Source organism: Nocardioides sp. Z40_12 (genome assembly GCF_058215795.1).
The window spans coordinates 401600-426529 of the sequence record NZ_JBZAJA010000004.1 but is presented as its reverse complement, the minus strand read 5'-3'; the positions used below and the strand labels follow the sequence as shown (position 1 = coordinate 426529).

Here is a 24930-nt window from a genome sequence, read left to right as displayed (position 1 = left end):
GAATAGGTCGTCATCTAGACACCTCTCCGTGGTCTTTCGACCACTGTGACGGTGTCCACGAGACCGGGGGAAGACCATCTCGCACCAGGCGAAGGGGCGTTCACAGCCGCTGACGGCGCAGCTGTCGTAGACCAGGGAGAGCGCGCGGCGCTGGGTGGCGGTGTGGAGTCGGGTCAGTCGGCCCAGGTCGAGGGGTTCGGAGCGGCTCCCCAGCACGGCCGGGACCAGCCCGGCCCCACACGCCAGGCGGCGGGCCTCGCCGGCGGTGATGGTGGTGCCGGTGTCGAGCTTGGCGGCGCCGATCCCGGTCAGGAGGGCGTCGAGACTGAGAGTGACCAGGACGGTGGCCTGGGAGGTGGCCAGGCCGGTGGTGGGGAGGTGCTCGATGAGCTCGCACAGGGCCTGGCCCTGGGTGAGGAGGTAGGACTGCGACGACGGGGCGGACTCGTCGATCACGCTCTGACGGGTCCCGTCGGCGGCGCGCTTGGCGGCGAGCCGGCGGGGGGAGGTGAGGTGGCCCAGGACGGTGTCGAGGAGGTGGCCGTGGAGCTCGGGGATGCGGAACTTCCCGCTCCAGGTGCCGTCGCCGTTGTCGTGCAGCGACAAGAAGGTTTCTTGGTCGGCGCCGTGCTTCTCGCGGGTGAGCATCTTGTGTTCGTGGGCGTCGGCGAGGTCGCGGTCGACGGGGTCGAACATGCGGCGGGCGGCTTGGCGGAGCCTTTTGGCGTTCATCGGCCGGCCGGAGCGGGTGGCGTCGCCGGTGGCTTTGGCGACCAGGTGCTCCTCGGCTTCGGCGACCTGCTCGGGGGTGGCGGTGTCGGGGGCCTGTTCGGCGGCCTCGACGATGACGCGGACCTGGTCGGCGCGGAGCCGTCCGGCGGCGAACGCCTCGCGGGTCGCGGTGTATGTGGTCTTCAGCAGCTCTCCCAACCGCACGCCGGCGGCTTGGGAGGCGCGGGTGGAGCCCAGCAGCCCGGCGAGCCAGGCGTCGGTGCCGGTGGCGGCGCCACCGACGTCGGGGTCGTCGGCGATCTGGCGGGCGTCGGCCTCGGCGGAGAGTGCCAGCCGCAGGGCCGTGGCTGCGGACTCGAGCTCGGCGACGGTCTGGATCACCTCACCGAGCTCGGTGAGCGGGACGGTGGAGGTGTCGAGGGTGCCGGCGGAGCGGACCGCCTCCCGGGCGGCGGCGACCAGGGCCCCGACCCGCGAGGGCACCCCGAACCCACCGAACCCACCGGGGGCACCGGCGGCACCGGGTGCCGCAGTGGCGGGGCGGGTGGTCGACATGAGTCAACCCAACCAGTCGCCACCGACACTTCCACCCCTGCCGCAGGCCCCGTCTCAGAGTGCGAACACCAGTTCGAAAAAAGTCGTAGAAGGCTCAGCGCAGCGTCGGCGCGCTCGGTCCCACCCGCTCGGCCAGCCACGCCTGCCGCTGCGCGTCGTCCGGGGAGAGGGCGTCGGAGATGACGTGCGGGCAGACCCGCCCGAAGTAGTCGGTGATCGGGCCGTCGGACTCGCGCACCAGCATCCCGGCCGCCTCGCCGTCGATCACCCACGAGCCGATCACCACGTAGTTGCCGTCGAAGACCGGCACGTCGGTGTAGGCCTGGTAGACGTAGCCCTCGGCGCCGTAGGAGCCGGGCATCTCGATGTCCTCGAGCGCGTCGGCGAGGTGGATGCGGATGTTGTCGCCCTCCCGGCCGTGCAGCGGCTTGGCGACCCAGTCCTCCAGGTCGCCCGGGTCGTCGAAGTAGGCGGGGAGCAGCAGCCGGTGGCCCGGGTTGCGCTCCCACAGCACCGGCAGCAGCGCCTTGGTGGAGAGCATCGCCTTCCAGGCGGGCTCGAACCAGTTGACCGGACGGGCCTCGCGCTCCTCGACGATGTGGCGCCCGAACGGCTCGGCCAGCATCTGCTCCCAGGCGTAGAGCTTGAAGGCGTTGCGGACGCGGTAGTCGTGGGCGTCGCGGAACTCGCGGGCGTCCGGGTTCCACCCGATCTCGGCCATCGGGTGGGCGAGGGTGGCGAAGCCGGCCTGGACGGCGGTGTCCATCAGGTAGTGGGCGGTCATCTCCATCTCGCCGTCGTCGTAGTTCTCGCCCTCCCCGAGGTCGTAGAAGAAGTGCAGCTCGTCGCCGTCGGTGGCGCCGGAGGTGCGCAGCCGCTGCCACCCGCCGACGAGCCGCTCGTGGACGCTGTTCCACTGGTCGAGCTCGGGCATCCGGTCCTCGAGCCAGCGCCACTGGGCGACGCCGGTCTCCACCAGCCCGGTGGGGGTGTCGCCGTTGATCTCCAGCATCTTGATCGAGGCGTCGGCGCCGTAGACGAGGTCGAACCGGGAGTAGAGCGACGGGTCCTGCCGCGCGATCGAGCGGCGTACGACCTCCATGGTGCCCGGCGGCAGCCCGAGCCGCTCATCCGACATCGTCGCGGCCATGTGCCCGGCGGCGTCGACGCACATCGCCCAGAGCTCCTCGGTGGCCGCCTCGAGGGCGTCGACCTCGTCGCCGGTCACCTCGTACCAGGCGGACTCGTTCCAGTAGGGCCGCGTGGTGCCGTCGGGCAGCTCGGTGACCGGGAAGACGAGGCCCTGCTCGGTGACGATCCGCTGCCAGTCGGGGCGCGGCTTGATCTCATGGCGCCACATCAGGCGATGCTGGCGCAGACGATGGCGGCCACCGAGAGTGCGGAGGCGGCGGCCAGCCAGGCCAGCGGGCGGACCGGCCCCGGCTCGGTGACGATCTGGCGCAGGTTGCCGGGCGTCACCGCGTCGATGGCGAAGAGCATCGCCGCGTTGAGCGCGACGCCGAGGATGGCGAAGGAGACCGTCCAGGCCAGCGGCCACCCCAGGTCGGTCGCCCCGTTGACCCAGATCGCGGTGAAGAGCACCAGCGCGTTGGAGATCATCCACGCCGAGGCGACCAGTCCGGCCGAGCGCGACTGCAGGTGGACCGAGGCCTTGCCGGACTCGTCGGTGCCGTGCAGGTGGCTGCCCAGGTGGCCGGGGGTCACCAGGTCGAGGACGTAGTAGGCGACGATGAGGATCACCCCCGACACCAGCGCGTAGACGATGGCGTGGAAGACGGCGTTGAGCAGGTCGGTCACGGGTTCTCCTGGTCGGGGATGGGCAGGTCAGGACGAGAAGCCGCGGTTGGAGACCCCGAACCCGCCCTTGGTGGTCGTGGACTTCACGCTGGAGCCGCCGGTGGCCGGCAGCCCGCCGCGCTGCACGCTGCCGTTGAGGCCGCTGCCGCGCCAGGTACCTCCGGTGGCCAGGCCGCCCACGGGCGGGACCCGCGAGCTGGCGCCGAGGTAGTACCAGAAGAAGCCGGTACCGACGCCGCTGTAGTCGCGGCTGGTGTCGCACTGGTCGTCGTCGACCCGCTCCTGGGTGTCGGGGTCGACGCAGACCGCGGCGTAGTCGGCGGAGGTGGTGGCGCAGCCGGTCAGTCCGGACGCCGCCAGGGCAGTGACGCCGAGCGCGACCGAGGCGGAGCGCATGCGTCGACGTGGCGTGGTGGTCATCGGTCCTGCCTCTGCTGGGAGTGACGGGTCAGGCTGGGGTAGGCGAGCCCGGTGCCGAGGACCAGGGCGGCGGCGACCAGGGAGGTCGTGGAGCTGTCCCGCGCGCTGAGGACCAGGGCTGAGATGAACGTACCCGCTGCGGCTGTGGGAAGAACGATGCGGCGTACCGGCCGCTCGGCGCTGTCGCGTCGGCCGAAGTAGAACGGGACGGCGGCGCAGGTCAGGGCGTAGTACGCCGAGACGAGCAGCGCGGTGGCCGCGACCGAGTCGGCCAGGACCGCGTCGCTGGTGACGACCAGGACGGCGTAGGTGGCAGCGGCGAGCCCGGTGAAGACCCACGTCGCGGTCGCCGGGGAGCCGGTCGAGGTGACCCGGGAGAGCACGGCGGGCAGGTCGCCGCGCCGCGACATCGAGAACATCGCCCGGGCCGACGGGAGGATCGTGGTCTGGGCGCTGGCCAGGGCCGAGACGAGGACGGCGCCGGCCAGGATCGTGCCGCCGGTCGAGCCCATCAGCCGGCTGCCGAACTCGGCCAGCACGTCCCCCTCGCCGACCGCGGCCAGCCGGTCGACCCCGGCGTAGGAGGTGATCGCCCAGGCGAACCCGGCGTAGAGGACGACCAGGAGCCCCATCGCGGTCAGGGCGGCGCGGACCGGGGTGGCCACCGGGTCCTCGGACTCCTCGTTGACCGAGAAGGAGGAGTCCCACCCCCAGTAGAGGAAGACCGCGACCAGGAAGGCGGCGACCACGCCCGAGGCGCTCAGGTCGGGGTTCGCCACCCCGGCCGTGGGCGGCAGCGGTGTCGCCAGCGCGGCCCGGACGGCGAAGACGACCAGCAGCAGCGCCTCCACGGTGAAGAGGGTCAGCTGGGTGCGCGCGGCCAGGGTGATGCCGCGCGCGGCCAGCGCCGCCATCGCGACCAGCAGCACGATCCCGGCGCCCGCCTGGGCGAGGCGGGAGTCGGCCAGGCCGTCGAGCCCGACCACCGTGTAGCCGTAGATCGCCGCCGCCTGCATCAGGTTGCTCATCACCAGCACGCAGGCGGCGATCACCATCCAGCCGGCCAGGACGCCGGCCCGCCGCCCGAACGGCTTGGAGGTCCAGGCGTAGCAGGTGCCGCAGTCGGGCTCGACGGCGTTGAGCTCGGCGAAGGCGAGGATGACGAGCACCACCGGGAGCGCGGCGAGGGCGAGCAGCAGCGGGGCCGCGTCGCCGACCATCGCGGCGAGCAGCCCGACCGTGACGGCCAGGGAGTAGGCCGGGGCGGTGGAGGCCAGCGAGAAGACCGTCGAGACGGTCAACCCCACCGAGCGCGGGGCGAGGCTCCCGGACATGCGCGCGTCCTCTCGACGGGCTGCGGTCCGTTCGTCACTCGACGCGCCACTGCAGCGGGTTCAGGGTAGTCCCCGGCCCTAGCATCGTCGCGTGCCCTGCTTCCGCCTGACGACCCACGTCGCGGCTCCGCCGTCCCGGTGCTTCGACCTGTCGCTCTCCGTGGACGCCCACACCGCCTCGATGGGCCGCTCGGGCGAGCGTGCCGTGGCCGGCCGGACGGAGGGTCTCCTGGGTCCGGGGGAGTGGGTGACGTGGCAGGCGCGGCACTTCGGACTGCCGTTCCGCATGACGGTGCGAGTCGTCGAGCACCGACGGCCCGAGGAGTTCGTCGACGTCCAGGTCCGGGGGCCGTTCGCGGTGTGGCGTCACCGTCATCGTTTCGAGCCGGACGGGCGCGGCGGGACGACGATGACCGACGAGATCTGCTTCCGCTCCCCCCTGGGGCCGGTCGGCCGGGCGGTCGACGCGCTGGTCCTGGGGCGCTACCTGCGCCGCCTGGTGGCCTCGCGCAACGGCTGGCTGGCGAGCACCCTGGAGTCCCGACCGGAGGCGTAGCCGGGGTCCCGGCCGGGTCGCCGGTCAGCTCGGCGCGGCGCTCACGCGCCGATGCGGCCGTCGATGCCCTCGCGCAGCAGGTCGACGTGGCCGCAGTGCCGGGCATACTCGGTGACCATCCGCAGCACCAGCCAGCGCAGGTCGACCTCCTCGTCCCAGTCCAGCGGCCGGGCGCGGTCGTCGAGGTCGTGGGCGGCGAGGATCTCGCGGGAGACGTCGCACTCCGCGCGCCAGCGGGCGAGGTCGGTCTCCAGGTCGGCGTCGGGAGGCGGCTCGAAGTCGAGCTCGACACCGTCGGTGACGGGGAAGAGGAGCGAGACGTCGCGGCGCTCGAAGTTCTGCTGGAACCACCAGCGCTCGCAGTCGGCCAGGTGTCGCACGATCCCGTGCAACGACAGGGTGGAGGGCGGCATCGGACGGGACCGTGCGTCCTCGTCGCTCACGCCCCGGCACTTCAGCTCGATCGTGGCGCGGTAGTACTCCAGGTAGGCGGTCAGCGCCTCCCGCTCACCGGCGACCCGAGGGATCCGGGGCCGGTCGTCGTCGGCCCAGCCCGGCGCGAAGTCGTCGTCGCTCAGGCCGGACTCGGCCCGCACCGTGCTCTGTGCGGGGGTGGCTTCCATCCTCCTGACTGTGGCGGATCCGGGGGCGTGCTGTCCAGGGCGCGCCCCCCACCTGGCGGTCGTCCGCGACACCCGCCACCATGTGGTCGGTGAGGACCGGCGGAGAGCAGCGAGCCCGATGAGCCCGGCGAGTCCGCGCGCGATCCACGCCGGGTCGCTGGGCGCCTGGCTGCTCAAGACCGACCCGCGGGTGACCCCCGTCGACGACCTGCTGGCGAGCGGGTTCGCCGCCGTCGCCACCAGGTGCGTACGCCGCAGCTACCGGACCGACCTGATCGCCCCCGGGCAGGCGGTGCTGCTGTGGGTCAGCGGCGGCGACCGGCGCCATCGCGCCGGCCTCTACGCCCAGGGCCGCACCACGGGGCCGGCGACGCTCGACGACGAGGGCGGGCTCGTCATGCCGGTCACCCTCCGGGCCCTGCCCCGGCCGGTGGGCCGCGACGAGCTGCTCGCGCACCCCGCGCTCCGCGGCGCCGAGGTGATCCGGATGCCCGCCGGCAGCAACCCGTCGTTCCTCACCCTCGCCCAGCTGGACGCGCTGGTGCTGGGGTGGCCGCAGGTCGACCCGGCGACGTCCTGACCGGACGTCTCAGTCCAGCGGGTCGTGCCGGTAGACCAGGTGAGTGACGTGCGGCGTCGTCCGGGCCGAGACCGGCGTCATCGCCAGGTCGTCGACCCCGTCGAGGACCCGCAGGCCGGCGCCGACCGTGAACGGCACGACGTGCAGGCGCAGCTCGTCGACGTCGCCGGCGGCCAGGTAGGCGTTGAGCGTGCTCACCCCGCCGGCGATGGACACATCGCCCTCCCCGGCGGCCTCGCGGGCCAGCGCGAGCGCGGCGTCGTAGCCGTCGGTGACGAAGTGGAAGGTGGTGCCGCCCTTCATCCGCACCGGCTCCCGCGGCCGGGAGGAGAGCACGAAGACCGGGGCGTGGTACGGCGGCTCGTCGCCCCACCAGCCCGTCCACCCCAGGTCCCACTCGCCGCGGTCGGGCCCGAACATGTGCCGGCCCATCACGTAGGCGCGGGCCTGCACGATCGCCTCGATCTCCGCGGCGCTCTCGTCGTGGTGCTCGAACATCCAGGTGTGCAGCCGGTGGCCCACGTGCGGTCCGAAGGGGTGCTCCAGCGACTGGTCTCGGCCGGCCCCGACCAGGTCGAGGGAGACGGCCATGTCCGCGGTCACGATGCCCATGAAGAGACGCTAGGGGCCCCGCGGCCGGCGGCGCCACCCCCTGAGGCCGGGAGGGCTACAGCCGGCCGGTGAGCCGGCCGTGCCGGGCGGCGCTGGCCTCGTCGAGGCCGATGATCTCCACCGCCTTGCCACGCCGCTCGTACTTGGTGGTGATGGCGTCGAGCGCGGCGACGGTGGAGGCGTCCCAGACGTGCGCGGCGGAGAGGTCGATCACCACCCGCGCCGGGTCGCCGGCGTAGTCGAACTGGGTGTAAAGGTCGTTGCTGGAGGCGAAGAAGAGCTCGCCGGTGACCCGGTAGACGGCGACGGCGCCGCCCTCGTCGAGGGTGCGGTGGGTCTCGGTCAGGTGCGCCACCCGCCGGGCGAAGAGGGTCATCGCCACCAGGACGCCGACCCCGACGCCGATCGCCAGGTTGTGGGTCCACACGGTGACCACCACCGTGGCGACCATCACCAGGGTCTCCGAGAGCGGCATCCGGCGCAGCGTCGCCGGCGCGACGCTGTGCCAGTCGAAGGAGCCGACGGCGACCATGATCATCACCGCCACCAGCGCGGCCATCGGGATCAGGGCGACGAGGTCGCCGAACCCGACGACCAGCACCAGCAGGAAGAAGCCCGCGAGGAAGGTGGAGATCCGGGTGCGAGCCCCGGAGACCTTCACGTTGATCATCGTCTGGCCGATCATCGCGCAGCCGCCCATGCCGCCGAAGAGCCCGGTGATCAGGTTGGCGCCGCCCTGGCCCCACGCCTCCCGGGTCTTGTCGGAGCCGGTGTCGGTGACGTCGTCGACCAGCTTGGCGGTGAGCAGCGACTCCAGCAGGCCGACCAGGGCCATCGCCAGCGCGTACGGCGCGATGAGCTGCAGCGTCTCGAAGGTGAACGGGACGTCGGGCAGGAAGAGCGACGGCAGGCTGTCGGGCAGCTCGCCCTCGTCGCCGACGTCCGGGACGTCGACCGCGGCCAGCACGGTGAAGGCGGTGAGCAGCGCGATGGCGACCAGCGGCGCGGGAACGGCCGTGGTGAGCCGGGGCAGGCCGACGATCACGGCCAGGCCGACGGCGACCATCGGGTAGACCGGCCACGGCACGTCGACCAGGTGGGGCAGCTGCGCCACCAGGATCAGGATCGCCAGGGCGTTGACGAAGCCGACCATCACCTGGCGCGGGATGAACCGCATCAGCTTCGCCACCCCGGCCACGGCGAAGGCGATCTGCAGCACGCCGCCGAGCAGCACGGTGGCGATCAGGTGGTCCAGGCCGTGGTCGCGCATCACCGGCGCGATCACCAGCGCCACCGCCCCGGTGGCCGCGGAGATCATCGCCGGCCGCCCGCCCAGGAACGAGATCGAGATCGCCATGGTGACCGAGGCGAAGAGCCCCACCCGCGGGTCGACGCCGGCGATGATCGAGAAGGAGATCGCCTCGGGGATCAGCGCCAGCGCCACGACCAGCCCGCCCAGCGCCTCGGTGCGCAGCAGGCGTGGGGAGCGCAGGGCGGTGCGGACGGTGACGTCGGCGGCGGGGGAGAGGGTGGTGCTCACGTGGCTCCGTTTCGAGGACAGGGCGGACAGGCCCGTCGGGCAGGGTACGAGGCGACCGGGAGCGGGTCTGCCGCCGTACCGCCCTCAGTGGTCCTCGCCCCAGTTGGCGACCAGCACCGCCACCGGCGGCAGCACCGCGGCGACCACGGACATGGCGACGGCCGCGGACGTGGACCAGAGCCGGACCAGGTTCCACGCCAGCAGGATCAGCACGAGGCAGGTGCCCATCAGTGCGAGGTACCAGCGCCGGCGCCGCCGCAGGCGCGCACTCTGGGCCTCGCGGGCGGTGCTGACCGTGAAGCGGGGGCGGTCCGGTCCCATCGGTCCACCTTGCCACGCGGTCTGCGTCTCCGGCGAGGTGACGGCGAGCTCCTCCAGCCAGGCCCGCCAGGCCGGCTCCTCGCGCTCGGCGGTGCCGGGGAACTCGGTGCTGACCTCCTGACGCTGCGCCGTTGCGACGCGCCAGGGGTCGGTCACGCTCGGGAGGCCGCGCGCACCAGCTCCGCCGCGGCGAGGTCGATCTCCTCCGTCGTGGTCCAGCGCCCCAGCGAGAGCCGCAGCGCGCCCAGGGCACGGTCCCGGTCGGCTCCCATCGCGGTCAGCACCGGCGACGGAGTGTGCTCACCGCTGTGGCACGCCGACCCGGTCGAGGCCGCCACCGTCGGCGCCGAGTCGAGCAGCTCGTGGCCCAGCACGCCGCTCACGCTGACGTTGAGCGTGTTCGGCAGCCGCTCGCGCTCGGGTCCGTTGAGCCGGACCCGGCCCGGCAGCCCGTGCTCGAGTGCGTGGTGCAGCCGGTCGCGCAGCGCCGCGAGTCGCTGCTCGGAGCCTGAGGCCAGGTCCTCGGCGGCCAGCCGTGCCGCCGTCCCCAGGGCGACGATGAGGGCCACGCTCTCGGTCCCCGCTCGGAGTCCCGCCTCCTGCCCACCGCCGTAGACCACCGGCTCGAGGTCGATCCCGGCACGCACGTAGAGCGCCGCGATCCCCTTGGGGGCGTACATCTTGTGTCCGACGACGGTGAGCAGGTCCACGTCCAGCCCTTCCACGTCCAGCGGGATCTTCCCGGCCGCCTGGGCCGCGTCGCAGTGGAGGAGCGCGCCGTGCTCGTGGGCGATCGCCGCCAGCTCCGCGATCGGCTGCAGGGCACCGGTCTCGTTGTTGGCGGCCATCACCGAGACCAGCGTCCGCTCGCCGGCCCTCGCCCCGGAAGAGGGCTGCTCCAGCAGCCGGGCCAGCAGGGCCGGCTCCACGACGCCGTCGTCGGCGACCGGCAGGAGCGAGACCCGGGTGCGGTGGTGTCGTGCGAGCGCCTCGCAGGTGCTGAGGACCGACGGGTGCTCGGTGGCCTGGGTGATGACGTGGGTCCGCGGTGCCGACGCGGAGAGCACGCTGCCGCGCAGGGCCAGCAGGTTCGCCTCGGAGCCGGAGCCGGTGAACACCACCGTCCCTCCCCGCTCTCGGGCGCCGATCAGCGCGGCCACCTCCGCGCGGGCCCGTGCCACGGCCCGCTGCGGCTCGGCCCCGAATTCGTGCGAGCTCGACGGGTTGCCGAAGTGGTCCTGGAGGTAGGGCAGGGCCGCCTCGGTCACCGCCGGATCGACCGGCGTCGTGGCGTTGTGATCCAGGTAGACCGTGCGGCGGGGCGCTTCGTGGGGCCGGGTCATGACCTACACCGGCGCCAGCGGGCGGTGGGGGCCCTCGGGCAGGGTCACGGTGATCGACTCAGCCGGCACCTTGCTGAAGCGGTGGGTCTCGTCGCGGCTGACAGCGACGACGCGGGGCGTGGGCATACCGCCATCCTGACACCGCGGACCCTCATCGGCCCCCGGTGGCGGGCGATCCCGCGGAGCGCCGGACCCGCCGCCACTCCCAGGCGGCCAGGGAGGCCCACAGCACGGTCAGGACCCGGCTGCTCCAGCTGCCGTCGGGCGGAAGGGCGAGGGAGCCGGCGAGCACGGCCAGCCCCGAGTGGAGCCACGCCTTGCGCCGGGTGCGGTTGGCCCGGTCCACGGGGAAGTGCGCCGCGTAGTCCTCGGGGCGTCCGAACTCCTCCTGCAGCGTGGTGCCGGCCTCGAGGGCGTGGGCCTGTGCCTCGGCCACCAGGGTGCGCACCCGCGACTCGGGCATGTCGGCGCGCAGACGCAGGACGCCGGCCAGCACCCGCAGCCACTCCTCGTCGTCCCGCGGCGCGCGCCAGGTGGCGGGCTCCTTGCCCGGGAGCAGGCTGTCCAGGACCCGGCCCGCCAGCGCGCACGCCAGTGCCAGCAGGACGAGCTGCCAGGCGCCGGCCTGCCCGATGGGGTGCTCCCTGCTCCACCAGATCAGCAGGGCGGTGAGGAGGCTCCCGCCCACCATGACCGTCCCACCGACGGCGATCGCGACGCCGACCGGACGTCGGGCCAGCGTCTTCTCCCAGGCGGTGAGGGCGCTGACCATCACCAGCCCGCCGAGGACGGGGAAGCCGAGGAGTCCGAGTTCGTAGTCGAGCCCCCAGCCCTCCTGGGCCACCCCCACGACGAGGAAGGTGACGGCGAGCCCGGCGGCCAGGTACATGCCGATCACGGCGACGTCGCGCCACCTGCTGCTCGGTTCGGGGATGACGGAGGGCAGGCCCTGGCTCCGGCGCTCGGCGAGCTGCCCGTCCACCCACTCACGAGGCTCGCCGAAGAGCTCGACGGGGGAGTCGCCGGTCTGGTCGATCAGCACGCGGGCCTCCTGGAGGATCTCGTCGCGCACCGGTGCCGCCACGTGTGCGAGCACCAGTCCGAGCCGGGCTTCGTCGAGCCAGTGCTCCAGGTCCGCGGATCGCTCGTCGGTCTCGTTCATCGTGTCTCCCCCGTCGTGGTCGATCCGGTGCCGTCGCCGGCCATGGCGCTCAACGTCTCCGCGAGCTCGCGCCACAAGGTGAGCTCCTCGTGGAGTCGGGCGCGACCGGCCGCGGTCAGGTGGTACTCCCGCTTCCCCGGGCCCCCCGTGCCCTCGACCCAGGCGGCCTCGACGCTGCCGGCCTCCTCCAGCCGGTTGAGGACCGGGTAGAGGGAGCCGCCCTTGAGCACCCCGAGGCCGTGCGCCGCCAGCTCCTGGGCGATGGCATACCCGTGCCGGGGCCCCCCGGTCAGGCTGCCCAGCACGGCCAGATCCAGCCCGGCCCGGATCCAGGGCATCGGCCAGCGAGGGGTGTCGGTCACGTATCTAAGTATGCAGCATATCTAGATAGATGTCAGCACTCAGGATCTCCGGTCAGGGGTCGGCCAGGGGATCCTCGGCGGCGTCTGCGCCGGGCCCGGTCGCCGGCTCGGCCTGACTCCATGTCAGCACGCTCGACGTGGGCCCAGACAGCGTCGACCCGTCGCAACGCCCACGACCGGGCCGGTCCTCGGCTTATGGTCACGCCATGACGAGGGGGCTGACGAGACGCGCGGCGCAGGCGGCAGTCGCACTGGTCGCGCTGGGCGGCTGCACCCTCGTCGAGCCCGGTCCCTCGACGGCGGAGCCCACGAGGGCCACCCAGGCGCCGCCCCTGCCCGCCGCGTCGGTGGCACCGCACGGCACGGCGTCCGCGCTGCTGGCGACCCTGGAGACCAAGGGCCGGGCGCCGATGACCGGATACGACCGGGCCCGGTTCGGCCCGGCCTGGCTCGACGCCGACCGCAACGGGTGCGACACCCGCAACGACGTGCTCGCCGCGCACCTGGTCGACCTCGCCTTCGAGCCCGGGACCCGCGACTGCGTTGTCACCTCCGGGACGCTCGCGGATCCCTACACCGGGAGCCGGATCGACTTCGTCCTCGGCCACGGTGCCCTGGTCGACGTCGACCACGTGGTGGCGCTCGGCAACGCCTGGGCCACCGGCGCCTTCGACTGGGACGTCCGGAAGCGGGCGGCGCTGGCCAACGACCCGCTCAACCTGCTGCCCGTCGACGCGGGGGCCAACCGCCAGAAGCGGGACGGCGACGCCGCCACCTGGCTGCCGCCGCGCCGAGCAGTCCGCTGCGACTACGTGGCCCGTCAGGTGAGTGTGAAGGCGAAGTACGAGCTGTGGGTCACCCCGGCCGAGCGCGCGGCGATCGAGCGGGTGCTGACCGGCTGTCCGGAGCAGCCTGCCACTCCTGACTCGGGGGCGCCGGTGCGCGTCGACCACGACCTCACCGACCCGGGCGCCCCGGCCCCGCCCGCCCCCGGGGGCGCCCTCCACCTGGAGAACTGCACCGCGGCGCGAGCGGCCGGGCTCGCGCCGGTCCGCCGCGGCGACCCCGGCTACGGCCCGCACCTGGACGGCGACGGCGACGGCGTGGCCTGCGAATAGGCCGTCGAGCACCTTGCGTGCATCAGGCGAGTGACTACTCTAGAGTGGCCACTCTATGAATCGCTCGCCGCGGACCATCCCGTCCTCCGCACCGCCTGGCCGCACGGCTGGCCGGCGGGGGTGGCTGCCCTGGCTGGTCGGGGTGGTGGGCCTCGTCATCGCCTACTCGCCGATGTGGCTGCCGCGGCTGAGCCGGGCGGTCGGCGTCGAGCCACCGCTACCCGGTCCCGCGTCGTCGATCCCGTGGAACGTGCTGGCGGTCGCGTGCCTGCTCGCCTACGTGCTGCTCGTCGAGCGTCGTCCCCTCGCCTCGATCGGCCTGCGGCGTCCGCAGGGGAAGGAGGTCGAGTGGGCGCTCTACCTGTTCGGCTTCGCCATGACGTGGCAGTGGGTCGTCCTGACCTTCTGGCCTCCGGAGGAGGACTCCGGCACGGCATCGATCACCTCGCTGCCGATCATCGCCGTCCTGGCAATGATCGTCTCCGCGGCCGTCTGCGAGGAGATCGTCTATCGCGGCTATCCGATCGAACGCCTCACCGAGCTGACCGGACGTCGCTGGGTCGCCTTCGCGCTCACGATGCCGCTCTTCATCGCCCCGCACGTGGCGTTCTTCGGTCCCGCATGGCTCTGGACGAGCGGCGTCGGAACCCTTGCGCTCTACGTCCTCTACGCGCGGACGCGGAACCTGCCGGCCTGCATGCTGCTGCACCTGTGTCTCAACCTCCCGATCCTCATCCCGACGATCGCCCAGCGCGTCGGCGGATAGGTCGGACAGCGGCGCGGGCGAGGGCCGGCCCCTCGCCGTGGACGCGGTGGGAAAAAACTCGAGGTTCGTTGTCGAAGGAGCGCCCGGTCGTTCGACGTGTGTGCGAGAAGCATCTTCCAGCAACCAGTAGGAGTGATCGAGATGCCGCGTTTCATGGGGTTCGTGAGGATGGAGGAGGGCGTCAGCACGCCGCCCCCGCAGTCGCTGTTCACCGCGATGGAGGGATACATCGGTGAGCGCGCCGCGAAGGGGGTGTTCCTCGACGGTGGCGGGCTCTACGGCACCGAGGACGCCGTCAACTTCGTGGTCCGCCAGGGCGAGGTCAGCCGGGTCGACGGGCCGTACGCCGAGGCCAAGGAGGTCGTCGGCGGGTGGTCCCTCCTGCAGTACGACACCCTCGAGGAGGCCGTCGCCGACCAGCAGCTCTTCGCCGACCTGCACGCCAAGCACTGGCCGGAGATGACCGTGGTCGCGACGCTGCGCCAGGTCTCGGAGGCGCCGGGCGACTGAGCAGCGGGTGGTCGCGACGGGGGTTCACTACGCTGCACAGGTGCCGGCAGAGCAGACCGACGACCCCCAGCAGGCCGTCGTCGCCGCGTGGCGGGCCGAGTCGGCCCGCCTCGTCGGCGCGCTGACCCGGATGACCCGCGACGTCGACCTCGCGGAGGATCTCGCCCAGGACGCGCTCGTCGCCGCGCTCGAGCAGTGGCCCGAGAGCGGCGTGCCCGACAACCCGGGCGCCTGGTTGATGACGGCCGCGAAGCGACGGGGCATCGACCACTTCCGGCGCGCCGAGGTGCTGCGCCGACGGGTCGCCGAGCTCGGGCGCGCCGGCGTGGGGGAGGAGGAGGCGATGCCCGATCTCGACTCCCAGATCGACCACGTCGAGGACGACGTCCTGCGGCTGGTCTTCCTCACCTGCCACCCCGTGCTCACGGCCGAGTCGCGCGCGGCGCTGACGCTCCGGCTGGTGGGAGGGCTCACCACCGCCGAGGTCGCGCGAGGGTTCCTGGCGTCGGAGAAGGCGATGGGACAGCGGATCTCGCGGGCCAAGAGGACCCTCGCCGAGGTGCGCGCCGAGTTCGACCTGCCCACCGGAGCGGAGCGGGCCAAGCGCCTCGACGACGTGATGACCGTGATCTACCTGATCTTCAACGAGGGCTACACCGCCACCGCCGGCGAGGACTGGATGCGGCCCGACCTCTCCCACGAGGCGATCCGGCTGGCGCGGATGCTGGCGGCGCTGACCCCGGACGACCCGGAGGTGCTGGGGCTGCAGGCGCTGCTGGAGCTGCAGGCCTCGCGGGCGGCCGCCCGGGTCGACGACTCCGGCGCCCCGGTGCTGCTGGAGGCGCAGGACCGGGCCCGCTGGGACCAGTCGCTGATCCGGAGCGGGAGCGAGGCCCTGCGCCGGGCCGAGCGCCTGGCCGCGGGCGGCAGACCGGTCGGGAAGTACTTCCTGCAGGCCTCGATCGCCGTGCAGCACGCCCGCGCGGAGCGGGCGCAGGAGACCGACTGGCGGCGCATCGCCGCCCTCTACGACGTGCTGGCCGACGCCGCCCCCGGCCCGGTCGTGGAGGTGAACCGCGCCGTCGCGCACGGTCGCGCCTTCGGCCCCGACGCCGGCCTGGCCGTGGTCGGGCGGTTGGGCGACGACGCGCTCGGCGGCTCCGCCCTCATCCCGAGCGTCCGCGGCGACCTGCTGGAGCGGGCGGGGCGCCACGCCGAGGCGGCCGCGGCGTTCACCCGGGCTGCCGCACTCACCCAGAACGAGCGCGAGCGGGCGCTCCTGCACGGGCGGGCGCAGCACAACCTGCGTGGCGGGCCGCACGCCCCGCGAAGCGGCTGACGGACGGACCCGAGGTCTGAGCCACCGGTCGCCTGGAACCGAGGCCGCGCGTCAGCCGGACGGGGTCCGTGCCTCGTCGCGCCGGGTGCGCAGCCCGGCGCGCGACCGGTACGCCGCGGTGCTGTTCTCGTGGGGGAACGGCAGGTCCGGGACGGGGACGCCGAGCGCGCGGCTGAGCGGCTCCCAGCCGTCGCCCGGCTGCCACTCGACCAGCCGCTCGGGCGGCACCTCCGCGCGGACCTCGGCGTTCCACCGGTCGTAGCCGGCCACCACGTCGCCCGGGGCGCCGGCGTCGGGGAGCAGGTCGCGGAAGATCGCGCGGAAGAGCGGCACCATCGGGTCGGTCTCCGGCCGGCCGAGGATCTCCCGGGTCCGCGGGACGACGGTGGCCGCCATGCTGCGGTGCCAGGCCTCCGCGCTGCTGCGGGTGGAGAGCAGCACGGGTGCGTCCGGGAAGGCAGCGGCCAGGTCGCGCCAGCAGCTCGACGCCGGGAAGTCGACGGCGGCGGCGTACCCCGCGAGGAAGTCGTCCCAGACCGGCGGCCGGCCCGCGATCGCCGCGACCCAGACGGGCGCCTGCTCCGGGTGGGCGAAGACCTCGCTCATGTGGTGCACGGGTGCGCCCAGCAGGTGCCGCAGCGCCTCGCGGAGCGACGAGGTGCCGGTGCGCGGCAGGCCGGCGCCGATCAGTCGCAGGGTCACCCGGCGAGCGTAGGGCTTCCGGGTCACCGCCGCGGTCGCCAGCCCGGCGGGTGCACGCCGGGCAGCAGGGGCTGGGGCCCGGCCGTCAGGAGGTGGTGGTGCCGCCAGGCCCAGTGCACGAGCAGACCGGCGGTCACCGAGCCGAGCGAGCCGAGCGCGAGGTCGCCCAGCGTGTCGGCGTACCTGTCGACGGCGCCCGAGGTGCTGAGGAAGGCGTAGTACTCGGCGATCTCCCAGCCGAGCGCCGCGGTGACGCCGAAGGCGAGGGAGCGCTCGAGCACCTGGCCGCGGGTCGCCCGCGGCGGCAGGGTGAGGAGGATGAAGGCGGCGGTCAGCACGCCGGTGTTGACGAAGTGCATCAGGTCGTCGAACCAACGCACCGTGTCGTAGAGGTCCATCCGGTTGCCGAGGGTGTCGGTGAAGCAGGTCAGCGTGACCATCAGGTCCACGACCCACGGGAACGTCACCCAGTGGCGCCAGCGCAGGAACCAGAGGGCCGGGACGACGAACGCCGCCAGCGGGTAGCCGACCGCCCGGGCGGTGGAGCCCTTGCCCTCGAGGTGGCCGAGCTCGGGGTAGCGGAGCGCGGTGATCAGCAGACCCACCAGCATCACCTTGGCCGCGACGTCCAGGACGATGACGGCGACCGGACCCGGCACGGGGGTTCGGACCGAGAGGGAGGTGAGTTCGCTCACACGACCCACGCTAGCCAGATGCGACCAATGCGGGCCTCCGACGCGCTGCACCGCACGGGCCGGCGCGGTGCGTCGGACGCACTCGCCGGGGCGGACCGGAATAGTCCCCCCGCGCCGGACCGTTGCCCCGTCATGACCGCCACCCCGATCTCGATCCTCGACCTTGCCCAAGTAGGAGCCGGAGACACCGCGGCGGACAGCTTCCGCGCCAGCGTCGAGATCGCTCGGCTCGCGGAGCGCACCGGCTATCGCCGCGTCTGGTACGCCGAGCACCACAACATGCCGACCATCGCCTCCTCGGCGACCGCCGTCCTGATCGCCCACGTCGCCGCCCACACCTCGACGATCCGGCTCGGCGCCGGCGGGGTGATGCTGCCCAACCACTCCCCGCTGGTGATCGCCGAGCAGTTCGGCACCCTGGCCACGCTGCACCCCGACCGGATCGACCTGGGCCTGGGTCGCGCGCCCGGCAGCGACCAGAACACGATGCGCGCCCTGCGCCGGGACCCGAGGTCGGCCGACTCCTTCCCCACCGACGTGCAGGAGCTCCAGGGCTACCTGACGGGCCACTCGAAGATCCCGGGCGTGGACGCCATCCCCGGCAAGGGGACGGACGTGCCCCTCTACATCCTCGGTTCGTCGCTGTTCGGGGCGCAGCTGGCCGCCGCCCTGGGCCTGCCCTACGCGTTCGCCTCGCACTTCGCCCCCCAGGCGCTGACCCAGGCGGTGGCGACCTACCGTCGCAGCTTCCAGCCGTCGGAGCAGCTGGCCGAGCCCTACGTGATCGCCGGGGTCAACGTGGTCGCGTGCGACTCCAGCGAGGAGGCGCACGCGCTGCTGCGTGAGTCCCAGCGGCTGCGGGTCAGCCAGCTCGTCGGCCGGGGCCGCACCTTCAGCGACGCCGAGGCCGACGCCGTCCTCGACTCCCCGTCGGGGCAGCAGATCAAGCAGATGAGCCACTACACCGCGGTGGGCGACCCCGCGGAGGTGCGCGACTACCTCGACAAGTTCACCGTGCACGCCGACGCCGACGAGCTGATCGTGGCCTCGATGGCGCGCAGCACCGAGGCGACGCTGCGCTCCTTCGAGATGGTCGCGCAGGTGATGGAGCTGGCGGGGTGACCCGCTGACCGCCCTCGGCGACGGCTAGGAACCGGTGTAGTCCTGCAGGAAGAGCGCCAGGACCAGCGCCATCCGCTCGATCTCGGAGGGATCGACGCTCTCGTTGGGGGCGTGGATCAGCGTCTGCGGCTCCTCGACGCCCATCAGCACCTGTTCGGCGTCGGGGTAGGTCTCCTCGAACACGTTGCACAGCGGGATCGATCCACCCTGCCCGAGGAGGACGGGATCCCGCCCGTAGGCCTGGCTCATCGCGGCGCGCATCGTCCGGTAGGCGGGCCCGTCGGTGCGGGCCCGGAACGGCGCCCCGGTGAACTCGGTGATGCACTCGACCGAGACACCCCACGGAGCGGCCGCGCGCAGGTGGTTGGCCAGGGCACGCTCGGCCTGGTCGGGGTCGGTGCCCGGCGGGATGCGGAGGTTCAGGCGGGCGCTCGCCGTGGGGGTGATGGAGGCGCTGGACCCCACCACGGGCGGGCAGTCGATCCCCACGACGGTGAGCGCCGGTCGGGCCCACAGCATGTCCGACACGCTCCCGGACCCCAGCAGGGACTCCTCGTCCCCGATCCCGATGTCGCTGCGGAACGCCTCCTCCGAGTACGGCGCCCCGTCCCAGACCTCGTCGTGGGGCAGGCCGGCGACCGTGGTGTCCCCGGCCGCGTTGCGCAGCGAGGCCAGCATGGCGACCAACGCGGCCAGGGCGTCGGGGGCGGCTCCCCCGAACACCCCCGAGTGCAGCTCGGTCGGCAGCGCGTCCACCCGCACCACCATCTCGACCAGGCCCCGCAGGCTGGCGGTGATCGCCGGCTGCCCGACCGCCGCGTTGCCGGTGTCGCAGACCAGGATGGCGTCGGCGCGGAGCAGGTCCGCGTGCTCGGGCACGTACCGCTCCAGCCCGCCGTCGCCCAGCTCCTCGGACCCCTCCACGACCAGCTTGAGGTTGACCGGCACGTCGTCGCCTAGGGCCCGCAGCGCCGCCAGGTGACTGACGATGTTGCCCTTGCAGTCTGCGGCGCCGCGTCCGTACCAGCGCCCGTCCACCTCGGTCAGCTCGAACGGAGGCGTCCGCCACGCGGCGTCGTCGAGCGGTGGCTGCACGTCGTAGTGGCTGTAGAGCAGCACCGTCGGCGCAGCGGGGCCGGGACCTGGCCGCGAGCCCACCACCGCCATGCTTCCGTCCGGCGTCTCCTCGAGCCGCGCGTCCTCGAACCCGACCGCGGCGAACGCGTCGCGGACCCACTCCGCAGCCCGCGTGCACTCCTCGACCGGGAACTGTCGTGGGTCGAACACCGACGGGATCGAGACCAGCTCGGCCAGCTCGGCACGCGCCTGGGGCATCAGCTCGGTGATCCGGGTCTTGAGGTCCATCTGGCCACTCACCTTTCAGGTGGTCGTCCCCTTGTCATGTGGCCGTCGCTGGTGGACGGCGCCAGGAACGCGGCGGCGTCTTCCAGCGTGCCTCGCGCTGCGCGGTGTCGTCCAGGGACATCGGTCATCACCCATCACGGGCAGCGCGCAGGCACTCGTCGCGCCGCCCGGTGCCGGCCCGCGCGGGCCAGCAGGTCGCCGCGAACGCTGGGGAGCAGGTGTGAGCCCGGCAGGGCGGCCGGGTCGACCGCGTCGAGCACGGCCATCCCGGCCTCCGGGCCGAAGGCCCGTCCGTGCGCCACCGCCCGGTTGACCTCGACCACAGGTCCGGGAGCAGACGCCGCGAGGGCGTCGTACCAGCCGGCGATCCGGGGCCAGTCGGTCTCCTCGGCGGTCCGCGCCCGGGCGTGACAGGCCGCGATCTGGGCCTGCACCGTGACCGGCCCGATCGGCAGGCTGCGCTCGCGGGCCACCGCCAGCGCCCGGTCGAGGGCGGCCAGGCCGCGTCGCCGCAGCAGTTGGTCCCACCGGGTCCGGTCCTGGGCCTCGAGCAGCACCGGACAGCCGGATCCCCTCGTGGCACAGGTCGGGCCGGGCGCGGGCGATCTCGGCGGTGGTCAGGCCGGCGACCAGCCGCAGGGTCAGCGCGGTCCGGCTCCCCTCGGGCATCGCGTGGCCCAGCTCGGCGGTCTTCGTGCGCAGCGCGGCGTTGCGGCGGAAGGTGTCGACCGCGCGGCGCTTGGCCACCGTCATCAGCCAGGCCCCTGGGTTCGCCGGGATCCCGGCGTCCGGCCACTGCTCGAGGGCAGCGACCAGGGCGTCCTGGGCGAGGTCCTCGACCAGGTCGAGGTCGCGGGTGACCCGCACGAGCGCGGCGACCAGCTGCGTCGACTCCCGCCGCCAGACAGCGGTGACGCGCGCGTGGACGACCGGGTCCGCGTCGCTCCCCATCCAGGCAGCGTAGGGGAGCGACGCGGAGCCCACTCAGGATCAGGCCTGCGGGGGCGGGGCGTCCCAGATCCGGCGCACGACGACCGAGCCCTGCCACCCGGGCCAGTGCTGCTGGTGCAGCTCGACCAGGCGGCGCGCCTCCTCGACCGCCTCCGCGTGGTCCCGGAACTCCAGGACGGAGTAGCCGCCGACGATCTCCTTCGCCTCGGCGTACGGCCCGTCGGTGGTGGTGACCTTGCCGTCGGCCAGGCGCACCCCCGTGCACTGCTGGCCGCCGTCGAGCCCGCCGCCGTCGAGGAAGACCCCGGCGGCGACCGCCTGGGAGATGTGCTCCTCCATGGCCTTCATCAGGGCCTCGGGCGGGTCGACGTCCTTGGACGGGTCCATCTGTACGAATCCCATGTAGCGCATCGTCGTGTCCTTCTCTCGTCTCTCGGCTGGTGGTGCTTGCGCACCTCTCAGCAGGACGTCGAACGGGCACGGAGGGATCCGACATCGGCTCCGGACCTTCTTCGCCGGCTACAGGAGCAGCGTCAGAAAGACGCTGTGCGGGTCCTCCCGGTAGCTTCCGAAGGGACCGCACGGCACGAACCCGGCCTTGCGGTACAGCGCCCGCGCGGGGGCGAAGAAGTCCATGCTGCCCGTCTCCAGGGACACCTGCGCGACCCCGCGTGCTCGAGCATCGGCAAGCAGGTGCGCAAGCACCTGGCCGGCGATCCCCTGACCCCGGAGCCGAGGATCGGTGCGCATGCTCTTGAGCTCCTCGTGGTCCGGTGCCAGTGCCGCAAGGGCGCCGGTCGCCACGATCGAGCCGGAGTCGTCGTACGCCACCCGGAGCCGGACCCCAGGCGCCCGGAGGCTGTCGAGGGCGAGCGCGTGCCGGCTCTCGGCCGGAGCGGTGGGCGCCATGTCGTCCAGGTGTTGCTGGAGGAAAGTCCCGAGCACGGGGTCGTCGAAGTCTGCTGGCCGGATCTGCACGGCGCGATCGTGCCCGACCCGTGTTTCGCCCGGATTTCGCCCGGGCGGGGAGACTGCGTGCCATGACCTCCCCGCAGACGAGCACCCCCACCAGGACCTCCTCGTACGCCGCCCGCCTGGGCGTGGCGGCGCTGGTGCTCGCCCTGGTCGCGGCGGGGATGTGGTTCGCCTGGCTCGGCTGGGACCAGGAGTACTACCTGGTCGACGGCGAGCGGCAGGGCCCCTACCGTCCGTGGCAGGTGATCGGGTGCGGTGCCTCGATCGCGGTCGCCTCGGTGCTGGCCCTGCTGTGGGTGCGAGCGGCCGGACCGGACAGGCGGGGCGGAGGAGCCGCGGCGGCCGTGGCGCTCTCGCCTGCTGCCGTCTTCGGCTTCGCGGTGCCCTGGGCGGCCGAGGCCGCCTCCTCCGACGACTCCGGCCTGTGGGCCGTCGGGCTGGTGCTGCTGGTCGTCGGCGGCGGGGCGGCGCTGACCGGGCTACTGGGCGTCGCGGCCTTGATCGCGCGCCGGCGCTGACCCTCGCTCGCAGCTGCGACGCACCGAGGCACGGCAGGTGTCCCGGCCCTGGCCGCCGTCGGCGACCTGTCGCGTGCGGGTGGGCGGCGGGTGGTCGAAGACCTTCTCGCTCAGGGTGGCCATGGTGATGCTGTCGGCGCCCGCCTGACCGTGGACGGCGGCGGCGTGGGCCCGGGTGAAGATCCGGTCGGTGCCGGCGCCGCCGGTCACCAGGACCCGCCTGCTGGCCACGACCTGGACGTCGTCCGCCCCGCCGCGGGCGTGGACGGTCACCGAGTCGCCGGTGGCGCTCAAGCGGTCGGGGCCCCGGGTGCCGACCAGCCTGAGGGTGCCGCCCGGCCGGAGGCTCTTGACCCGGAGCCGCTCGAAGTCGAACAGGGACGCCGTGCTGGTGGCGCAGCGCAGGTCGCGACCCATCCGGACGACCGCGTCGCGGCACTCGGTGGTCAGGGTGATCCCGTCGGTGCCCGGCCCGCCGTCCAGGGAGCGGAGCCGGAGGCCGGCGCGGCTCGTGCCGGTGTTCACGTTCAGCACGAGCCGGTCGTTGCCGCCGCCGAGTCGCACGTCTCCGATCGTGGGCCGGTCGATCTCGACGACCTCGCGGTCCGCCGAGCCGATGAACGAGATCGTCGGCGAGGGGGCGGCGGCGTACCAGAAACGGAACCGGCGCACCGTGCCGGTCCAGGTGAGCACCTGCTCGCCGTCCACGGTGCCGCGGCGAGCGGTGTTGTCGAGCACGAACTCGCCGGTCATCGGCGGCTGCGGTGCGTCCAGCCACAGCGTGGCGTCGGCGGCCGCCGAGACGTCGATCAGCCCGTCGGGTGCCATCGGGCCGCCGTAGGAGACCGCCAGACCGCCACGTCCGAGCGTGATCCGGTCGGCGTTGAGCTCCCCGCCGGGTACGAACGAGGACACGGTGTCCCTCCCGTCGCCGGTGTCGATGACGTCGCGGTGGGGGACACCGGCGGGCTGCCGCTTCCCCTCCTCCTCCGCGTGGACCGTCTCGGGAGTCGCGTTGCCCTGGAAGGTGTCGTTGCCGGTGCCGAGCTCCACCCACATGGACTGGTGCCTGTAGGTGGTCGCCTCGTTGACCACGACGTCGTCGCCCGGCCCGGCGTCGAGCCAGCCGAAGGGCAGCTGGGAGTCGCGGGAGTTGACGGTCCAGTAGGGCAGGGTCAGGCAGATCGTGTCGTCCCCGCCCAGGGCGTCGAACCTGGCCCAGTTTTCCGGCTCCATGGCGACCACGTCGTCCCCCTCCGTCCCGGTCAGGACGTCTAACGAAGCGACGATGGTGACCGGCTTGCCCAGGCAGGTCGCGGCGGCCTGGGCGCCGGCCGGCGGTGGCGCCAGGGGCAGCGCGGACGCGACGCTCGCCAGAGCGACGGCTGGGAGCAGGGCAAGGTGCGGACGCTTCACAAGGACCCCCGTCGTACGTGTCTTGCCGTCGGCTGCTCGTGCGACGGCGTCACATCCGACCACGCCCGGGTGGCGCGGGCAAGGGGTGCGGTGTGCCGTGCTCGTCACTGAGACGTCCCGCCGGTCGACGCACGTCCGGGCGATCTACCCCTACGCTTCGTGCATGTACGCACGGGGGATGGGACTGCAGGCGGCGGCGCTGTCCGCGGCGCTGGTGACGACGGTGCTGGTGACGACTGCGCTGGGGGGACCGGTCGCCGCGGCGACCTCCTCCGAGGCCGCGGCTCCGCCGGGTCAGGAGCCACAGGTGCTCGCCGAGCGCGGCATGACGTTCTCGCCGAACGGCGACGGGGTCCGCGACCGGCTCGCCGTCCGGTTCGAGCTGCCCGTCGCCACGACGGTGCGGATCCGGGTGGCCCCTTTCGACGAGAAGATCGCGCCGTTCACCCGCGTGCTCGGGCGGAAGCCGGCAGGCCGCCACACCTGGACCTGGAACGGTCGCACCCCGCAGGGCAGGCTGGTGCCTCACGGGTACTACCGCGTCGAGGTCATCACGCCGCAGGGTCGCGACGACGCTTCCGCCTCAGCCGATCTGAAGTTCGAGGGCTACCTCGGCGTCCAGGAGCGGTACGGCGCGAAGAAGGACGTGGTGCCCAAGGTCTACCCGCGCTCGGTCGACGTCCGCGACCGGGTGCTGCTGGGCGCCGGCGGGTGGACCGACGGCATGAAGCGCGGGGTCGTGACCTTCCGCGACGACGCCGGCAGGGTCGTGCTGCGACGCGAGGTCCGTTTCCGACCGAAGTGGCACACCGACGTGGCGTGGGAGGGGCGTGACGCCCGCGGGGTCCCGCTGCCGCCGGGGCGCTACGTCGCCACCCTGTCGGGCACGGACAGGGTCGGCAACCGGGGTGCCACCAAGCCACTGAAGCTGTGGGTCTCCCAAGACGCGCTGGTGTGGCGGGAGGAGACGCGGACGATGGCCGCGCAGGAGGCCTGGGCTCCGGGTTGCTTCGGCAGCACGTGGCCGGAGTGCTGGGCATACCTCCCGCAGGGCGAGGTGACGCCCAGCGTCCGGTTCCCCGGCGGGCTGACCCACCGGGCCGACCCCGACGACGACGTCTTCGGGGCGGCGGAGTCCAGCTACTTCGTCCCGGTGCCAAAGGCGGTGCGCGGGGTGGATGCCGTCCGGGTCGCCTTCGCCGGGGAGCCGACCAATCCCGGCGAGACCGACCGCGCACATCTGACCGTCCACTCCTCCCGGACGGACGCCACCGTGGTGTCCTCCAGCAGCGCGGCGCAGACCCAGTGGGACGAGGACCCGGTCTTCGGCGACGGCCAGGGGTGGAGCAGCCGCACGAAGCGTCTGCCTCCCGGCGCCTGGTGGGAGTTCTGGACCGAGGGGGACGACGCCTTCGACGTCGCCACCTTCACCCTGGACCTGCGCTACCTGGTCGTCGAGAAGAAGAAGTAGCCGGAGCCCGGAACGCACGACCGG

Annotated in this window: 29 protein-coding genes and 1 pseudogene; 9 read left to right on the top strand and 21 right to left on the bottom strand. The window is 73.3% G+C overall.

Annotated elements, in window-relative coordinates; all coding sequences use genetic code 11:
* The 5 genes from AC4BG9_RS10645 to AC4BG9_RS10625 all read right to left on the bottom strand — a co-directional run.
* The coding region (locus AC4BG9_RS10645; protein WP_490571068.1) for a DUF222 domain-containing protein at window positions 1-1287 on the bottom strand (1287 nt) is incomplete at its 3' end.
* Window positions 1288-1381: 94 nt separating this feature from the next.
* Window positions 1382-2647 (bottom strand): glutathionylspermidine synthase family protein, encoded by a 1266-nt coding sequence (locus AC4BG9_RS10640; RefSeq protein WP_490571067.1) that lies wholly within the window; start codon window positions 2645-2647, stop codon window positions 1382-1384.
* Window positions 2647-3105, bottom strand: coding sequence for a DUF350 domain-containing protein (locus tag AC4BG9_RS10635; protein ID WP_490571066.1), 459 nt, complete (start codon window positions 3103-3105; stop codon window positions 2647-2649). The genes AC4BG9_RS10640 and AC4BG9_RS10635 overlap by 1 nt, the downstream gene beginning before the upstream one ends.
* 27 nt (window positions 3106-3132) lie before the next feature.
* Window positions 3133-3525 carry a hypothetical protein gene (locus AC4BG9_RS10630; RefSeq protein WP_490571065.1) on the bottom strand — a complete coding sequence of 131 codons (393 nt, stop codon included), beginning with the start codon at window positions 3523-3525 and terminating at the stop codon, window positions 3133-3135.
* Window positions 3522-4859 (bottom strand): APC family permease, encoded by a 1338-nt coding sequence (locus tag AC4BG9_RS10625; RefSeq protein ID WP_490571064.1) that lies wholly within the window; start codon window positions 4857-4859, stop codon window positions 3522-3524. The genes AC4BG9_RS10630 and AC4BG9_RS10625 overlap by 4 nt, the downstream gene beginning before the upstream one ends.
* A 91-nt stretch (window positions 4860-4950) precedes the next feature.
* Between AC4BG9_RS10625 and AC4BG9_RS10620 the strand changes: the two genes are divergently transcribed.
* Window positions 4951-5415: an SRPBCC family protein gene (locus tag AC4BG9_RS10620; RefSeq protein WP_490571063.1), complete on the top strand. Its 465-nt coding sequence runs from the start codon at window positions 4951-4953 to the stop codon at window positions 5413-5415.
* Between the two features lie 41 nt (window positions 5416-5456).
* Here AC4BG9_RS10620 and AC4BG9_RS10615 read toward each other — a convergent pair whose 3' ends face one another.
* Complete coding sequence (locus AC4BG9_RS10615) at window positions 5457-6038, bottom strand: DinB family protein (protein WP_490571062.1); 582 nt, start codon at window positions 6036-6038, stop codon at window positions 5457-5459.
* Between the two features lie 118 nt (window positions 6039-6156).
* Between AC4BG9_RS10615 and AC4BG9_RS10610 the strand changes: the two genes are divergently transcribed.
* A complete protein-coding gene (locus AC4BG9_RS10610) occupies window positions 6157-6618 on the top strand; it encodes a hypothetical protein (RefSeq protein WP_490571061.1) in 462 nt (153 codons plus the stop codon).
* A 9-nt stretch (window positions 6619-6627) separates the two neighbouring features.
* Here the strand turns inward: AC4BG9_RS10610 and AC4BG9_RS10605 are convergent, their stop codons facing one another.
* The 7 genes from AC4BG9_RS10605 to AC4BG9_RS10575 form a co-directional block, all read right to left on the bottom strand.
* Complete coding sequence (locus AC4BG9_RS10605) at window positions 6628-7230, bottom strand: dihydrofolate reductase family protein (RefSeq protein WP_490571060.1); 603 nt, start codon at window positions 7228-7230, stop codon at window positions 6628-6630.
* A 55-nt stretch (window positions 7231-7285) separates the two neighbouring features.
* Window positions 7286-8770, bottom strand: coding sequence for a SulP family inorganic anion transporter (locus tag AC4BG9_RS10600; protein ID WP_490571059.1), 1485 nt, complete (start codon window positions 8768-8770; stop codon window positions 7286-7288).
* Window positions 8771-8854: 84 nt separating this feature from the next.
* On the bottom strand, window positions 8855-9247 hold the full coding sequence (locus AC4BG9_RS10595) for a DUF3099 domain-containing protein (RefSeq protein WP_490571058.1): 393 nt from the start codon (window positions 9245-9247) through the stop codon (window positions 8855-8857).
* A complete protein-coding gene (locus tag AC4BG9_RS10590; RefSeq protein WP_490571057.1) occupies window positions 9244-10434 on the bottom strand; it encodes a cysteine desulfurase family protein in 1191 nt (396 codons plus the stop codon). The genes AC4BG9_RS10595 and AC4BG9_RS10590 overlap by 4 nt, the downstream gene beginning before the upstream one ends.
* Before the next feature lie 3 nt (window positions 10435-10437).
* A complete protein-coding gene (locus AC4BG9_RS10585) occupies window positions 10438-10560 on the bottom strand; it encodes a hypothetical protein (RefSeq protein ID WP_490571056.1) in 123 nt (40 codons plus the stop codon).
* 25 nt (window positions 10561-10585) lie between these two features.
* Window positions 10586-11596: a hypothetical protein gene (locus tag AC4BG9_RS10580; RefSeq protein WP_490571055.1), complete on the bottom strand. Its 1011-nt coding sequence runs from the start codon at window positions 11594-11596 to the stop codon at window positions 10586-10588.
* Window positions 11593-11958 (bottom strand): PadR family transcriptional regulator, encoded by a 366-nt coding sequence (locus AC4BG9_RS10575; protein WP_490571054.1) that lies wholly within the window; start codon window positions 11956-11958, stop codon window positions 11593-11595. The genes AC4BG9_RS10580 and AC4BG9_RS10575 overlap by 4 nt, the downstream gene beginning before the upstream one ends.
* Before the next feature lie 206 nt (window positions 11959-12164).
* Here AC4BG9_RS10575 and AC4BG9_RS10570 point away from each other — a divergent pair, with 206 nt between their 5' ends.
* The 4 genes from AC4BG9_RS10570 (at window position 12165) to AC4BG9_RS10555 (ending at window position 15691) form a co-directional block, all read left to right on the top strand.
* Window positions 12165-13076, top strand: coding sequence for an excalibur calcium-binding domain-containing protein (locus AC4BG9_RS10570; RefSeq protein ID WP_490571053.1), 912 nt, complete (start codon window positions 12165-12167; stop codon window positions 13074-13076).
* A gap of 55 nt (window positions 13077-13131) precedes the next feature.
* Window positions 13132-13842 (top strand): CPBP family intramembrane glutamic endopeptidase, encoded by a 711-nt coding sequence (locus AC4BG9_RS10565; protein WP_490571052.1) that lies wholly within the window; start codon window positions 13132-13134, stop codon window positions 13840-13842.
* 141 nt (window positions 13843-13983) lie between these two features.
* The gene (locus AC4BG9_RS10560; RefSeq protein ID WP_490571051.1) at window positions 13984-14352 is read left to right on the top strand and encodes a YciI family protein; all 369 of its coding nucleotides are present in this window, start codon (window positions 13984-13986) and stop codon (window positions 14350-14352) included.
* Window positions 14353-14392: 40 nt separating this feature from the next.
* On the top strand, window positions 14393-15691 hold the full coding sequence (locus AC4BG9_RS10555) for an RNA polymerase sigma factor (RefSeq protein WP_490571050.1): 1299 nt from the start codon (window positions 14393-14395) through the stop codon (window positions 15689-15691).
* Window positions 15692-15742: 51 nt separating this feature from the next.
* On the opposite strand, the gene AC4BG9_RS10550 is transcribed toward AC4BG9_RS10555, so the two are convergent.
* Complete coding sequence (locus AC4BG9_RS10550) at window positions 15743-16393, bottom strand: sulfotransferase family protein (RefSeq protein ID WP_490571049.1); 651 nt, start codon at window positions 16391-16393, stop codon at window positions 15743-15745.
* 23 nt (window positions 16394-16416) lie between these two features.
* On the bottom strand, window positions 16417-17088 hold the full coding sequence (locus tag AC4BG9_RS10545) for a DUF2238 domain-containing protein (RefSeq protein ID WP_490571048.1): 672 nt from the start codon (window positions 17086-17088) through the stop codon (window positions 16417-16419).
* A gap of 132 nt (window positions 17089-17220) precedes the next feature.
* On the opposite strand from AC4BG9_RS10545, the gene AC4BG9_RS10540 reads away from it, so the two are divergent.
* A complete protein-coding gene (locus AC4BG9_RS10540) occupies window positions 17221-18210 on the top strand; it encodes an LLM class flavin-dependent oxidoreductase (protein WP_490571047.1) in 990 nt (329 codons plus the stop codon).
* A gap of 24 nt (window positions 18211-18234) precedes the next feature.
* On the opposite strand, the gene AC4BG9_RS10535 is transcribed toward AC4BG9_RS10540, so the two are convergent.
* The 5 genes and pseudogenes from AC4BG9_RS10535 to AC4BG9_RS10515 form a co-directional block, all read right to left on the bottom strand.
* A complete protein-coding gene (locus AC4BG9_RS10535; RefSeq protein ID WP_490571046.1) occupies window positions 18235-19575 on the bottom strand; it encodes a dipeptidase in 1341 nt (446 codons plus the stop codon).
* 134 nt (window positions 19576-19709) lie between these two features.
* Entirely contained in the window at window positions 19710-20132 is a 423-nt protein-coding gene (locus tag AC4BG9_RS10530; protein ID WP_490571076.1) for a hypothetical protein, read from the bottom strand.
* A gap of 208 nt (window positions 20133-20340) precedes the next feature.
* Window positions 20341-20526: pseudogene (locus AC4BG9_RS10525) on the bottom strand (RNA polymerase subunit sigma-24); the annotation flags it as partial.
* A 39-nt stretch (window positions 20527-20565) separates the two neighbouring features.
* A complete protein-coding gene (locus AC4BG9_RS10520) occupies window positions 20566-20928 on the bottom strand; it encodes a YciI family protein (RefSeq protein WP_490571045.1) in 363 nt (120 codons plus the stop codon).
* A gap of 117 nt (window positions 20929-21045) precedes the next feature.
* A complete protein-coding gene (locus AC4BG9_RS10515) occupies window positions 21046-21504 on the bottom strand; it encodes a GNAT family N-acetyltransferase (protein WP_490571044.1) in 459 nt (152 codons plus the stop codon).
* Window positions 21505-21566: 62 nt separating this feature from the next.
* On the opposite strand from AC4BG9_RS10515, the gene AC4BG9_RS10510 reads away from it, so the two are divergent.
* Window positions 21567-22019, top strand: coding sequence for a hypothetical protein (locus AC4BG9_RS10510; protein WP_489965316.1), 453 nt, complete (start codon window positions 21567-21569; stop codon window positions 22017-22019).
* On the opposite strand, the gene AC4BG9_RS10505 is transcribed toward AC4BG9_RS10510, so the two are convergent.
* The gene (locus AC4BG9_RS10505) at window positions 21981-23435 is read right to left on the bottom strand and encodes a hypothetical protein (protein ID WP_490571043.1); all 1455 of its coding nucleotides are present in this window, start codon (window positions 23433-23435) and stop codon (window positions 21981-21983) included. The two genes, AC4BG9_RS10510 and AC4BG9_RS10505, sit on opposite strands and share 39 nt — an antisense overlap.
* A 163-nt stretch (window positions 23436-23598) precedes the next feature.
* On the opposite strand from AC4BG9_RS10505, the gene AC4BG9_RS10500 reads away from it, so the two are divergent.
* The gene (locus tag AC4BG9_RS10500; protein ID WP_490571042.1) at window positions 23599-24906 is read left to right on the top strand and encodes a flagellar hook assembly protein FlgD; all 1308 of its coding nucleotides are present in this window, start codon (window positions 23599-23601) and stop codon (window positions 24904-24906) included.
* The last annotated feature ends 24 nt before the right edge of the window (window positions 24907-24930 follow it).